The organism is Arthrobacter sp. 05T410 (assembly GCF_056396505.1).
On sequence record NZ_JBFTLP010000022.1, the window covers coordinates 60255 to 72428 of the forward strand.

General features: G+C 68.4%; 13 protein-coding genes and 1 pseudogene. 8 read left to right on the forward strand and 6 right to left on the reverse strand.

The annotated features are described in order from the left end of the window. The first annotated feature begins 9 nt into the window (after positions 1-9). The 4 genes from AC1DFR_RS19080 to AC1DFR_RS19095 all read left to right on the forward strand — a co-directional run bounded on the left by AC1DFR_RS19080 (position 10) and on the right by AC1DFR_RS19095 (position 3347). The gene (locus AC1DFR_RS19080; RefSeq protein WP_476874194.1) at positions 10-1203 is read left to right on the forward strand and encodes an NAD(P)-dependent malic enzyme; all 1194 of its coding nucleotides are present in this window, start codon (positions 10-12) and stop codon (positions 1201-1203) included. 122 nt (positions 1204-1325) lie between these two features. After that, positions 1326-1826, forward strand: a complete 501-nt coding sequence (locus AC1DFR_RS19085) for a DUF456 domain-containing protein (protein ID WP_230007333.1) — start codon at positions 1326-1328, stop codon at positions 1824-1826. Positions 1827-1859: 33 nt separating this feature from the next. Next, positions 1860-2909 carry a hypothetical protein gene (locus AC1DFR_RS19090; RefSeq protein ID WP_476874187.1) on the forward strand — a complete coding sequence of 350 codons (1050 nt, stop codon included), beginning with the start codon at positions 1860-1862 and terminating at the stop codon, positions 2907-2909. An 81-nt stretch (positions 2910-2990) separates the two neighbouring features. Further along, positions 2991-3347 carry a nuclear transport factor 2 family protein gene (locus AC1DFR_RS19095; protein WP_028277562.1) on the forward strand — a complete coding sequence of 119 codons (357 nt, stop codon included), beginning with the start codon at positions 2991-2993 and terminating at the stop codon, positions 3345-3347. 21 nt (positions 3348-3368) lie between these two features. On the opposite strand, the gene AC1DFR_RS19100 is transcribed toward AC1DFR_RS19095, so the two are convergent. After that, complete coding sequence (locus tag AC1DFR_RS19100; RefSeq protein WP_476874188.1) at positions 3369-4031, reverse strand: LysE family translocator; 663 nt, start codon at positions 4029-4031, stop codon at positions 3369-3371. 117 nt (positions 4032-4148) lie between these two features. Between AC1DFR_RS19100 and AC1DFR_RS19105 the strand changes: the two genes are divergently transcribed. Continuing rightward, a complete protein-coding gene (locus AC1DFR_RS19105; protein WP_079555658.1) occupies positions 4149-4604 on the forward strand; it encodes an Lrp/AsnC family transcriptional regulator in 456 nt (151 codons plus the stop codon). Between the two features lie 14 nt (positions 4605-4618). Here the strand turns inward: AC1DFR_RS19105 and AC1DFR_RS19110 are convergent, their stop codons facing one another. Beyond that, positions 4619-5077 (reverse strand): Lrp/AsnC family transcriptional regulator, encoded by a 459-nt coding sequence (locus tag AC1DFR_RS19110; RefSeq protein ID WP_176803545.1) that lies wholly within the window; start codon positions 5075-5077, stop codon positions 4619-4621. Between the two features lie 333 nt (positions 5078-5410). Between AC1DFR_RS19110 and gluQRS the strand changes: the two genes are divergently transcribed. The 3 genes from gluQRS to AC1DFR_RS19125 are packed head-to-tail and all read left to right on the forward strand — an operon-like array spanning position 5411 to position 8070. Then, positions 5411-6358, forward strand: coding sequence for a tRNA glutamyl-Q(34) synthetase GluQRS (gene gluQRS / locus AC1DFR_RS19115; RefSeq protein WP_476874189.1), 948 nt, complete (start codon positions 5411-5413; stop codon positions 6356-6358). Positions 6359-6367: 9 nt separating this feature from the next. Then, on the forward strand, positions 6368-7066 hold the full coding sequence (locus tag AC1DFR_RS19120; protein WP_476874190.1) for an HD domain-containing protein: 699 nt from the start codon (positions 6368-6370) through the stop codon (positions 7064-7066). Positions 7067-7068: 2 nt separating this feature from the next. Further along, positions 7069-8070: an NADP-dependent oxidoreductase gene (locus AC1DFR_RS19125; RefSeq protein WP_476874191.1), complete on the forward strand. Its 1002-nt coding sequence runs from the start codon at positions 7069-7071 to the stop codon at positions 8068-8070. Here the strand turns inward: AC1DFR_RS19125 and AC1DFR_RS19130 are convergent. The 4 genes and pseudogenes from AC1DFR_RS19130 to aspA form a co-directional block, all read right to left on the reverse strand. Beyond that, complete coding sequence (locus AC1DFR_RS19130) at positions 8060-8677, reverse strand: transmembrane-type terpene cyclase (protein ID WP_476874195.1); 618 nt, start codon at positions 8675-8677, stop codon at positions 8060-8062. The two genes, AC1DFR_RS19125 and AC1DFR_RS19130, sit on opposite strands and share 11 nt — an antisense overlap. Before the next feature lie 110 nt (positions 8678-8787). Beyond that, the gene (locus tag AC1DFR_RS19135; RefSeq protein ID WP_230008091.1) at positions 8788-10104 is read right to left on the reverse strand and encodes an ATP-binding protein; all 1317 of its coding nucleotides are present in this window, start codon (positions 10102-10104) and stop codon (positions 8788-8790) included. A gap of 121 nt (positions 10105-10225) precedes the next feature. Continuing rightward, positions 10226-11809 (reverse strand): amino acid permease, encoded by a 1584-nt coding sequence (locus tag AC1DFR_RS19140; protein WP_476857715.1) that lies wholly within the window; start codon positions 11807-11809, stop codon positions 10226-10228. A gap of 27 nt (positions 11810-11836) precedes the next feature. After that, a pseudogene (aspA, locus tag AC1DFR_RS19145) lies at positions 11837-12174 on the reverse strand (aspartate ammonia-lyase); the annotation flags it as partial.

The following is a 12174-nucleotide window of genomic DNA, read 5'->3' on the forward strand; positions in this document are numbered from 1 at the left end:
GAAACGATCATTCCCGCCGATTCCCCCTCCCCGGCTGAGCCAGTAGCCGTGCTCAGCGACGAGGAAATCTTCGCATCCCACGAGGGCGGCAAGCTGTCGATTTCCAGCACCGTCCCGCTTGCCAGCAAGCGCGACCTCTCCATCGCCTACACGCCTGGTGTCGCCCAGGTCAGCCGCGCCATCCACGCCAACCCGGAGCTCGCCAAGACGCTCACGTGGGCCCAGCGCCTCGTGGTGGTGGTCAGCGACGGCACGGCCGTGCTGGGGCTGGGCAACATCGGCGCCAGCGCCTCGCTGCCCGTGATGGAGGGCAAGTCCGCGCTGTTCAAGGCCTTTGGCGAACTCGACTCCATCCCGCTGGTCCTCAACACCACCGACGTCGACGAAATCATCGAGACCCTTGTCCGGCTGCGCCCCAGTTTCGGCGCCGTCAACCTTGAGGACATCGCCGCGCCCCGCTGCTTCGAACTCGAGGAGAAACTCATCGAGGCGCTGGACTGCCCGGTCATGCACGATGACCAGCACGGCACCGCCGTCGTAGTCCTCGCCGCCCTGACCAACGCCGCCAAGGTGACCGGCCGGACCCTCGACAGCCTGCGTGTGGTGGTCTCCGGCGCCGGGGCCGCCGGGATCGCGGTCGCCGAAATCCTGCTGACGGCCGGAATCGGCGACGTCGTCCTCCTGGACTCCCGCGGCACCATCAACAAGGACCGCGCGGACATCGCCGCCGATCCGGCCAGCAAGAAGGCCCAGCTCGCCGCCCGCAGCAACCCGCGTGGCGTGACAGGCGGCCCGGGGGAGGCGCTGCTCGGCGCCGACGTGTTCGTCGGGGTCTCCTCTTCGAAGCTGGACGAGGAGCACCTCAAGCTGATGAACCACAGCTCGATCGTGTTCGCCCTGTCGAACCCGGACCCGGAAGTCCTGCCGGAGGTCGCGAGCAAGTACGCGGCCGTCGTCGCCACCGGACGCAGCGACTTCCCGAACCAGATCAACAATGTCCTGGCCTTCCCCGGCATCTTCCGCGGCGCCCTCGACGCCGGCGCCCGCCGGATCACGCCGGCCATGAAGCTCGCCGCGGCCCGGGCCATCGCGGAACTGGCCGAGGACGACCTTTCCGCGGACTACATCGTGCCCAGCCCGCTGGATCCGCGCGTGGCCCCGGCCGTCTCCGCCGCAGTCGCCGCGGCGGTGGCCGCCGAGTAGCAGGACCGCGTCAGAAGGCATCCGACACCGGACGACGACGGCGGCGCTTCCCTGAGGGGGAGCGCCGCCGCTGTCGTTCGGGGAGCCGTCCGGAAGTTAGGCGCCGGCCATAGACTGGGGCCATGAACCCCGAGATTGTCGTGACAGTGCTCTGCGGCCTCGCCATCGTGGTGGGCGTTGCCGGGACGATCATTCCCGTTCTGCCCGGCAGCATCCTGATCGGGGCGAGCCTGCTTGCCTGGGCATTGTGGGGCGGCGCCGGGACCACCGGTTGGGTGGTCTTCGGGATCGGGATGCTTTTCGTTCTGGCCGGCCTGGCCGCGAGCACTGTCCTTACCGGCCGGAAGCTCAAGCAGCACAGCATCCCGAGCCGTTCCGTGGTGGTGGGCCTCGTGCTGGGCGTGGCCGGCATGTTCGTCATCCCCGTGGTGGGGCTCTTTGTGGGCTTCGCCGCCGGGCTCCTGCTCAGCGAGCTGCAGCGCACCCGCGTGTTCGGCACCGCAGTGGCCTCGAGCTGGGCCGCGCTGAAGGCCACGGGCCTGGGCATGATCGTGGAATTCGGCCTCGCGTGCCTCGCCGCGAGCACCTGGGTGATCGGCCTCTGGGTGGCCTCGGCGGCCTAGCAGCGGCCTGCCGGAGCCTACTACCATGGGGGAATGAGCGCCGGACTTGGCGAATCCGCCCCCCAAATTCCTGACGGCCGCATTCCCGCTGGCCGGCTTGCTGACGGCGAAAGTCCCGACGGCCAGCGCAGGCCGTACACGGACACCCGCGACCTGACGCCCTTCCGCAAGGTAGTGGTCCGGACACCCGTCCGCGGCCTGGCCGGCACCGTGGGCGGCGCGGTGGCCGGACTCATGGCGGGCCGGGCACCCGGGACGCTGGCCGCCGAAGGCGGGGTGCCCCGGCTGGGCAGGGTAGGGGGCCGGACCTCCGCCAAGAGGATGAAAGCCGTGCACTCCGCCGTCTTCGGCAGCACCGATCCTGACCGCCTGATAACCCTGGCCCGCTCCTACCCCGGCTGGGCGGGGGTGTGCTACCTCATGGCCGGGCTGCTGGCGTACGCCCACGGCGGGCACCTGCGCGCGTCCGAACTCCTGCAGCACGGCCTGAGACTGCGGAACGACGAGGACGCCAACCGCTACGCCGGCGAATACCTGGCCGGCGTGGTCACCAGGGTGGAGGTGGCCGAGCGGATTGAGGTTCCGGTGCTCTTCTCCGAGGAGGCCGTGTTCCTGGCGCTGTCCCATTCCCTGCGCGAGACCGGCCAGACGGAGGCGGCGCTGGCGGCGCTGGCCGGCCTGCCGCCGTCGTTGCCGCTCGCCCTGGCGCGCTGTTCGCTGGAGGCCGAGCTGGGACGCGACGTCGACGTGGTGGCAGAGACCGAGGGCCTGCTGAACGCGGACGATCTGTCCGCGGCGCTGCTGCTGGTGCGTGCCCGGTCGCTGCGCAGGCTCGGCGCCTACACCGCTTCCCGTTCGGCCCTGCAGGAAGTCCTGCGGCGCAGGAAGACTGACTTCACCCTCCGCAGCGACGCGCTGACTGACACCGCCCTGCTCCTCCTCGAGGCGGGCCGCAAGACCCTCGGCGGCCGGGACTGGCAGCGCCACAAACCGGCACAGCTGGAGGCCGTGAAAGCCATCCGCAAAGACGCCGAAATGCACGAACTCTGGGACCGCGAATACGGGCGCGCTGACGACGACTGACGGGCTTCCACGCCCGATCGCGGCCAAATCCACGTATCCACTACTCTTGCGGGCCCCTGGGGCGGGGAGTACAAACGAGGCATGAGAGATGCGGTGGAGCGCTGGATGCAGCACTACATCACAGCGTGGACGACGAACGATCCGGAGGACATCCGGGCGCTGTTTACCGAGGACGCCATCTATGCGACCAGCCCCCAGGAAGCCGAACCATGGCAGGGCCGGGACGATATCGTGGAGCACTGGCTTGCCGGGCGTGATGAGCCGGATGACTGGATGTTTGAATGGAAGCTGCTGGGGGTCGACGGCGGCCGGGCGTTTGTGCAGGGCCTGACGACGTATCGCGGCAACAGCCGGAGCTATGACAACTTGTGGGTCATCCAACTGACCGCGGACGGCCGCGCGTCGTCCTTCACCGAGTGGTACATGCAGCGCAAGTAGCCCCAGGGCGGATTCGCGCCCTCACCCGTGCGTCATGGCTGCGCTGAGGGCGGGCACGATCTGCTCGGCGAGCAGCAAGGCGCCCAGGGCCAGCATGATGATCCCGCTGGCCAGCGTCACTTGGCGCGCTGCGCCCGGCCTGGCCTGCAGCAGTTTCCGCGCCAGGAGTGCCACACAGCTGTAGATGACGCCCACGAGCAGGATGAAGGTCAGCCCGAGCAGACCCGACTGGACCGGAACCGGCCACGCGGCGTCAGGGCTGACGAACTGCGGCACCAGGGCCACGAAGAACAGCAGGCCCTTGGGGTTGATCCCGCTGATGCCCATGCCCTGGAGGAAGACCCGGAACTGGCTCGCGGGTGTGGCGGCACCGGGAGCAGCGGTACCGGTGCTGAAGCTGGCCCCGCGCCAGGACCGCAGGGTGCTGAAGCCCAGCCACAGCAGGTAGAGGGCGCCCGCCGCGGTCAGCCAGCCCAGCACGCCGGGCATCCCGGCGAGCAGTGCCGCCAGGCCCAGCACAAGCAACGCCGTGTGGAGGGCGTAGCCCCCGCAAAGACCGGCGACGGCGGGCGCGAAGCTGCGCTGCCGGAGCCCGGCCGCGATCGAATAGGCCCAGTCGACGCCGGGGGTGCATGCCAGGGCGACGGCGACAACCATGAAGGCGAGGAAAAGCTGGGGGTTCATGGCGGGCTCCAGGAATGCGGCACCCCGTGGCGGGTACAAGAAAAACTCTAGGCAAATTCGGCCGGGAAGTGCTCGCTTATTTACTGAAGAATCACCGCTATTGGGTAAGATAATTGCGTGATTGACGCCATTGACAGAAGTATTTTGCGTTACCTCAAATCGGACGGCCGGATGACTGCCACGGCCTTGGCGGCCAAGGTGGGGTTGACCGTGGCCCCGTGCCACCGCCGGCTGCGGGATCTGGAGGCCGCCGGGATCATCCGGGGCTACCGGGCGGACATTGATCCGGCCGCGGTGGGGCTCGGTTTCGAGGCGATCGTGTTCGTGACCCTGCGCCAGGTGGACCGTTCCACCATGGAGATCTTCGAGAGCCGGGTGGCCGGCAATCCCAACATCGTCGAGGCCCAGCGGCTCTTCGGGTCGCCGGACTACCTGCTCAAGGTCATCGCGGAGGACCTGCCCTCCTACCAGCGTTTCTACGACAGTGAACTGACCTCGCTGCCCGGCGTCGAGCGACTGACGTCAACGCTGGTCATGAAGAACCTGAAGGCCAACGCCGGGCCGCCGGTCTAGACGCGGCCGCCTGCTCAGGCGCCGAGCAGTCCCGTGGTCCGGTAGGGAATGACCTCGCGCAGGAACATGCTCGTTGAGGTCCGGACGATTCCGGGACACAGCCGGATTTCCTCTGACACGCGGTAGAGATCGTCCGGGCTCTTGGCCACCACCCGGATCAGGAGATCGGTGTCGCCGGCCGGGGCGTGGCATTCGAGCACCTCAGGGATGTTGCGCAGGGCGGCGATTGCCTCGTTGAGGTGGCTCTGGTCCAGTTCCGCGCTGACCGCGGCCGCCACGCCGCGGCCCAGGGCGGACGGCAGCACCCGGCTGCTGTTCGGCCGGAGCGCGCCCGACGCCGACATCCGTTCCAGGCGGGACTGGACGGTGCCGCGGGCCAGGCCCAGCTTCTGCGCCAGCACCATGACCGGCACGCGGGGATCTTCGTCCAGCGCGGCGAGGATCCGCCGGTCCGTCGCGTCGAGCTCCTGCAAAATGACCACTTCCTGTTCGCGGTCCGGGCTGTGGTTGATCAGATTGACTACTCTGGGGCCGGTCCGTTGCACCAACTGTAGGGCTTCTGCTCAAATGGTGACAACAAGGGGACGAGGCCACCGCCACGATCCCGAAGGCTACGGACATCCCGGCACACCACCCGGACCCCGGACGAGGCTCCCGCAAGGAACCAGCCGCTGACTGACTCTTGTTCACGCATCGTCATTCCGCACAACGCACTCGCGGCAAGAGCCCCTGAGCCACCGACGCCGGATTTCCCGAAGTCATCGGTAGCTGAGGGGCTCTTGTGCTGCTCCGCATAGGCTTATCCCATGACCTCAGCTGGCCGCTTCGCCCCCAGTCCCTCCGGCGAACTGCATGTGGGCAACCTCCGGACGGCCATCCTGGCGTGGCTGTTCGCCCGGTCCGGGGGGCGGCGGTTCCTGCTGCGGGTGGAGGACCTGGACCGTGCCCGGGCCGGCGCCGAGGCCGAGCAACTCCGCGACCTGGCGGCGATCGGCGTGAACTGGGACGGCGGCGTCGTGCGCCAGACGGAGCGTGAGCACCTGTATGACGGGGCGATCGCGGAGCTGACGGCGGCCGGCATGACCTATGAGTGCTTCTGTACCCGCCGCGAAATCCAGGAGGCCCCCTCGGCACCGCACGCTCCGCTGGGCGCCTACCCGGGAACGTGCCGGAACCTCAGCGGCGCCGAGCGCGAGGCCAAGCGGGCCGCCCGGCCGCCGGCTGTCCGGCTCCGCTCCACCGTGGCCGAGGTGACGGTGCGGGACGTGCTCCACGGCAGTTACACCGGGGTGGTCGACGACTTCGTGCTCCGGCGCAACGACGGCGTGACCGCCTACAACCTGGCCGTGGTGGTGGACGACTCCGCGCAGGGCATCGACCAGGTGGTCCGCGGCGATGACCTGCTGCCGTCCACGCCGCGGCAGGCCTATTTGGCGTCGCTGCTCAATATGCCTGTTCCTGAATATGCGCATGTGCCGCTGGTACTGAACGCCGACGGCGCCCGGCTGGCCAAGCGTGACGGCGCCGTCACGCTGGCCGACCTGGCGTTGGCCGGGGTGGGCGCGGACCAGGTCCGGGACACTTTGCTGGGCTCCCTTGGCCTCCCGCCGGGCCGCCTCGACGATGTCCTCGCCGCCTTCGACCCGGCGGCCCTGCCCCGCGAGCCCTGGGTGTGGCCCGGGGTGCCGGGAGCGCACAAGGGGGCGCATCCGGGAACCGGCCTCCGGGCAGGGACGGACAGCCGCGGCGCGTAGGCTGGATTCATGACCGAGCCTGCACACCCTCAGCCCCGCTTCACCGTCGAGACAGCCAAGGTCCTGGCCGAGGTGGCCCACAACCGCCAGAAGGACAAGCTCAAGCGGCCATACCGGGAACATGTGCTCGCCGTCGGGGACGCCCTGGCGGACTTCGACGACGACATCCGGATCGCCGGGTACCTCCACGACATCGCGGAGGACACCCCGATGACGCGGCAGGCACTGCTGGACATGGGGGTCTCCGAGCGTGCCGCGGACATCATCGAGCGGGTCACGAAGCGCCTGCATGAGAATCCGGACGACTACCAGGCCGGCATCCGGTACATCGCCGAGGACCACGACGCCACGCTCGTTAAGATTGCCGACAACGCGCACAATTCGCTGCCCGAACGGGTCAAGGCGCTGGCCGAGAAGTGGCCGGACAAGCCCCCGGTCACCCGCTACAACGATGCCCGCCCGGTGCTCTACGCCGCCGTTCCTGTCGAGGAAACCCGGAAAATCCTGGCCCGGGTCAATCCCTGGCTGTTGAACGAACTCGACGACATGCTCGACGAGGCGGATGACACGGACTACGAGTTCCTCTCCTATGACGCCCCGGCAGCAGATACGGCAGCAGCAGACGCCCCGGCAATGGCCGCTGCAGCAGACGCGGAAGCTGCGCCGGGCGATGCTCCGGCCGGCGACACCGGGTCCGCACGGGACTGAGCATGCGCGCCTACGTCCTCACACGCTACGGCGGCCCGGACGCCATGGAACTCCAGGATGTTCCGGTTCCGCAGCCCGGCCCGGGTGACGTCCGGATCAAGGTCGCCGCGGCCGGGCTGAACCCGGTGGACTTCAAGTTCCGCGGGGGCGCGCTCCGGCCCATCAGCCATGTCCGCCTGCCGATCGTTGCCGGCTGCGAGCTCGCCGGGACGGTGGAAGCAATCGGACCCGGGCCCAACCGCTTTTCCATCGGCGACCGCGTCTACGCCCGGGTGGACAAGGCCAGGCTTGGAGCCTTCGCCGAGCTGGTGTGCGTGCAGCAGGAATTGGTGGCCGCCATGCCGGCGTCGCTCGGATTCGCCGAGGCCGCAGGACTGCCGCTGGCCGGGCTCACGGCGTTGCAGGCCCTCCGCGATGAACTTGCCGTGGGCCGCGGCACCCGGCTCTTCATCTCCGGCGGCGCCGGCGGGGTGGGAACACTCGCCATCCAGCTCGCGACGTATCTCGGCGCCCAGGTCACCACCACGGCATCGGCCCGCGGCGAGGCGCTGGTGCGCCGGCTGGGGGCGGACGCCGTCATCGACTACAACCGGGAGGACTTCTCCGCGGTACTGCATGATTTCGATGCGGTCCTGGACCTGGTCGGTGGCGTGACCCTCAGGGATTCCTTCCGCATTCTTAAGTCCGGCGGCAGGGTGGTATCCATCGCCGGCGTTCCCGAGCCGCTCACCGCGACGAAAGACCTGGGCTCGCCGCCGATGATCACGGCCGCGTTCTGGCTGATGAGCATGGGCATCCGCCGCCGCGCCCGGAAGGCGAAGGCCAGCTACCGTTACCTGTTCATGCACCCCAGCGGGGATGATTTGCGCACCCTGGCGGCCCTCGTCGACGCCGGCCACGTGCAGCCGGTCATGGACCGCACCTACCCGTTCGCGGACATTGGGGGAGCCTTCGCCGCGCTCGAACAGGGCCACGCCAAGGGCAAGATCGTCGTCACCCTCTAGCGGCTCCCGGTTGCCGGGCCCGCCACAGCAGGCCGATGTACACCAGGTCAAAAACGCTGCAGAGCGCCCCCACGCCCAGGATCAGGGGCGAGTTGCCGTACCAGCCCAGCGCGATCGTGGGCGCGAGCGTGCCGACCCACTTGGCCACGGCGATCAGCAGGGTCTGGCCGCGGGTGCCGCCCCGGGCGGCGAACATGGCGATGAACAACCCGGACATCAGCAGGTTCTGCAGGAACGCCGCGTAGCGGGCCGCGTCGTCCCAGCCAAACTGGACGACGAACAGCAGCTGGACCGCGAAGGACGTGACGCCCAGCAGGAGCGCCCAGCCGATGAACAGCCGCCGCGTCACCCAGCCCGGCAGCTCGGAGCGGCCGAACTTCAGGAAGGTGTACACAATCACGACGTCGGCCAGTCCCCACGCGATATTGAAGACCCCCTGGGCGGTGATTCCCGTCGCGATGGAGCGCATGGCGTAGATGGCCTCCCAGGCGAAATTTAGGGCCAGCGCGGCGGCCGGGATCGCGTAGCTCCGGTCCTTGAAACCGATCCGGATGGCATCGACGTAGACCACGGTCCAGGCCAGGCCGCTCACAATTGTGAGAAACATCACGCTGCCTCCACTAGGCAATGACGGCTCGGCAATGACTGCAACGCGGGGTCACTTGGCGCCCATGCAGAGCCCCAACATGGGCCGCAACTGACCCCGCGTTGCTTCCCCTAGACGCGCCCTAGGTCGTCGATGTCCTCCAGGAACTGCTGGTGCACTTCGGCGCTGACCGTGGTCCGGGTGTCGGCGATCGCGTCGAGGTAGTCCTGGGTGGCCGGACCCTTCCGGACGGCTTCGCGGACTGAGGCGCTGCCGCCGGACGCCGCGCCGCCGTCGTCGTACACCGCCTTTTCCAGCGCCCGCTGGGAGGCGCTGCGGGCCGCGTACTCAATGTCCGCGGGGGAGAACCCCTCGGTGCGGTCCACCAGCAGCTCGACGTCGACGTCGTCCACCACGGTGGCAGGGATGAAGCGCTGCCACATGGCCTCGCGGGCCTGGCGGTCCGGCAGGCCGATCGGGATGACGTAGTCGAAGCGGCCGTGCCGCAGGAATGCGGAGTCCAGGGCGCGGATGAAGTTGGTGGCGCAGACCAGCAGCCGGCCGGGCTGTTCGCGGAAGGCCGGGATGATCTTGAGCAGTTCGTTGGTGACGCCCTGCAGGGGCGACGGCGGTTCGCCGGAGCGCTGGGAGGCGATCTCCTCCACCTCATCGATGAACACGACCGCGTGCTCGAGTTCGGCGATCTCCAGGAAGGTCTCGCGCAGCGCCCCGGCCAGCCCCTTGGGGTCTGAGGCCAGCCGGGAGGGGAATACCTCCACGAACGGCCACTCCAGCCTGGAGGCGATGGCCTTGGCGAAGGTCGTCTTGCCCGTACCGGGCGGGCCGAAGAGGACCACCGCCCGGGGCGGCACCACCCCGTATTCGTCGGCGAGGTCGGCCTCGGCGAGGGGAAGGACCAGCCGGCGTTCCAGCAGTTCCTTCTCGTTGCGCATGCCCGCCACGTTTTCCCAGAGGTCGCGGGCCAGGATCCGGCCACCGAGCTGGCTGAGCGGCTCGAGTTCCTGGCGCTGGACCGGGATTTTCCGCTCGAAGTAGCGCAGGTTCTTCTTCAGGGCGAAGCCGCGGCTCAGGAAGGCCTCCACCCGGGTTTCGGATTCGGGCATCAGGGCCGAGAGCTTGTTGAGCCCGTGCGGGGCCATCCGGTTCTCGACTGAGGCCAGCAGCGAGGTGCCGATGCCGCGGCCCCGGTAATCGGGCAGGGTGGCCAGGAAGACGATCCAGCCCTGGTCGTGGGCGGCGCGTCCGACGGCGGCGCCCACCACCTGCTCGCCCTGCACCGCGACGACGGCGTGGTCCTTTTCGCAGGAGGCGAGCACCTCGGAGAGGGCGTAGACCGGCTCGACGTTGGTGGCCTTGAGGGATTCCCAGAGGTGCAGGATCCCGTCAAGATCGGCCGAATGGAAATCCCTGATCCGCCAATTGGTCATGAGCTGTCTCCCGGGTGGTTCGTCGCTGAGCCATGTTGAGTCTGTCCGCTGAGCATATGCGAACCACGTGCAGGAGAGGTTGCGGGGACGTTGCGTTACGCGGACCCGGACTGCCGGGATGTTACTCCGAATCCCCGCCGGTCCCACGCACGGGTCGGTTGGCCACGAGCGGATACGGGCCGGTGAACCCGTCGCGGACGGCGGCGATCTCCAGGATGCGGTGCCGGCAGAGGCGCCAGCCGAGCATCAGCAACGGGATGATGACCGCGAGGGAGGCGATGGTCCACGTTCCGACTGGCGAGTCGAAGGCCATGAGGACCAGCACCGCCAGGAGGAAGGCCAGGGTGATCCAGCCCGTGACGGGTGCGCCCGGCATACGGAACGCGGGCCGGAGCAGTTCTCCGCGGGCTGCGAGCCGGGCGAGCTGCATCTGGCACAGGACGATCATGGCCCAGGTGCTGATGATGCCGAGCGATGCGACGTTCAGGACGATCTCGAAGGCCTCGGCCGGGACCACGGCGTTCAGGATCACGCCCAGGACAGCCACTGCGGCAGTGAGGGCGATGCCGCCGTAGGGGACACCGGACTTGTTCATCCGGCCGGCGAATTTCGGCGCGGAACCGGAAATGGACATCGAGCGCATGATCCGGCCGGTGGAGTAAAGGCCTGCGTTGAGCGAGGACAGCGCCGCGGTAAGGACCACGAGGTTCATGATGGCGTCCACGCCGTCGACCCCGATGGAGCCGAAGAATGTCACGAAGGGGCTTTCGCCGGCCTTGTAGGAGCTGTAGGGCAGCAGCAGGGAGAGCAGCACGAGCGAGCCGACGTAAAACACAGCGATGCGCACGATCACCGTGTTGATGGCCCGCGGCATGATCTTTTCGGGGTTTTCGGTCTCGCCGGCGGCGGTGCCGATCAGTTCGATCGAGGCGTAGGCGAACACGACGCCCTGCATCACCACGATGGCCGGCAGCAGGCCATTGGGGAACATGCCGCCGTTGTCAGCGATGAGGCTGAAGCCGACCTCCTGCCCGGCCACGGGCGTGCCGAAGATGACGAAGTAGATGCCGACGAGCAGGAAGGACACGAGCGCCACGACCTTGATCAGCGCGAACCAGAATTCCAGCTCGCCGAACACCTTGACGCTGATCAGGTTCAGGCCCAGGACCAGGATCAGGGCCGCCAGCGCCCAGGTCCACTGCGGCACGTCCGCGATGGGCGCCCAGTATTTCTTGAAGAAGTTCATGTACAGCGCGACGGCGGTGATGTCCACGATCGCGGTCATGGCCCAGTTCAGCCAGTACAGCCAGCCGGTGACGAACGCGGCCTTCTCGCCGAAGAATTCGCGGGCGTAGGACACGAACGAGCCGGACGAGGGCCGGTGCATCACGAGTTCGCCGAGCGCGCGCAGGATCATGAAGGCGAAGAACCCGCAGACGGCATAGCTGATGATCAGGGCCGGACCGGCGGTGGCGAGCCGGCCGCCGGCGCCCATGAACAGGCCGGTGCCGATGGCGCCGCCGATCGCGATCATCTGGACCTGCCGGGGTTTCAGGCCTTTGTGGTAGCCCTGGTCCTCGGCGTGGAGCGCAGCTCCCGAGGCGTGGGCATGCGCCGGAATGGTGTGGTCGGTGACGGCGGATTGTGGCTGGGTCTGCTGTTGAGCGGGCAGTTTTTGGGCGCGGGCAGTGTCAGGAGAAGTCATGGGGGTCCTTCGGGGTTCGGAGGGGCGCTACTTGCTCAGGTTGGCCAGGCGGTGCGGGCTGAGGAGTTCGGTGAGCTGCTCGTCGGTGAGCAGGCCGTGTTCGAGGACTAGTTCCGCGACGCCCTTGCCGGTGGCGAGGGCTTCCTGGGCGATGGCCGTGGCTGTGGCGTAGCCGAGTTGCGGGTTCAGGGCGGTGACGAGGCCGATGGATTGTTCCACGGTGAGGCGAAGGTGTTCGGTGTTGGCGGTGATGCCCCGGACGCAGCGGGCCGTGAGGGTGCGGCACGCGGCTTCGAGGTGGGAGATGCTCTTGTGGAGGCTGTGGACGATGATGGGTTCGAAGGCGTTGAGCTGGAGCTGGCCGG

Bases quoted from the DNA above. Each gene is read 5' to 3' on its own strand.
- AC1DFR_RS19090 (WP_476874187.1), top strand. From the start codon at position 1,860: ATGAGCGCCGGACTTGGCGAATCCGCCCCCCAAATTCCTGACGGCCGC.
- AC1DFR_RS19100 (WP_476874188.1), bottom strand. From the start codon at position 4,031: ATGAACCCCCAGCTTTTCCTCGCCTTCATGGTTGTCGCCGTCGCCCTG.
- AC1DFR_RS19085 (WP_230007333.1), top strand. From the start codon at position 1,326: ATGAACCCCGAGATTGTCGTGACAGTGCTCTGCGGCCTCGCCATCGTG.
- AC1DFR_RS19130 (WP_476874195.1), bottom strand. From the start codon at position 8,677: ATGTTTCTCACAATTGTGAGCGGCCTGGCCTGGACCGTGGTCTACGTC.
- gluQRS (WP_476874189.1), top strand. From the start codon at position 5,411: ATGACCTCAGCTGGCCGCTTCGCCCCCAGTCCCTCCGGCGAACTGCAT.
- AC1DFR_RS19095 (WP_028277562.1), top strand. From the start codon at position 2,991: ATGAGAGATGCGGTGGAGCGCTGGATGCAGCACTACATCACAGCGTGG.
- AC1DFR_RS19140 (WP_476857715.1), bottom strand. From the start codon at position 11,809: ATGACTTCTCCTGACACTGCCCGCGCCCAAAAACTGCCCGCTCAACAG.
- AC1DFR_RS19135 (WP_230008091.1), bottom strand. From the start codon at position 10,104: ATGACCAATTGGCGGATCAGGGATTTCCATTCGGCCGATCTTGACGGG.
- AC1DFR_RS19125 (WP_476874191.1), top strand. From the start codon at position 7,069: ATGCGCGCCTACGTCCTCACACGCTACGGCGGCCCGGACGCCATGGAA.
- AC1DFR_RS19120 (WP_476874190.1), top strand. From the start codon at position 6,368: ATGACCGAGCCTGCACACCCTCAGCCCCGCTTCACCGTCGAGACAGCC.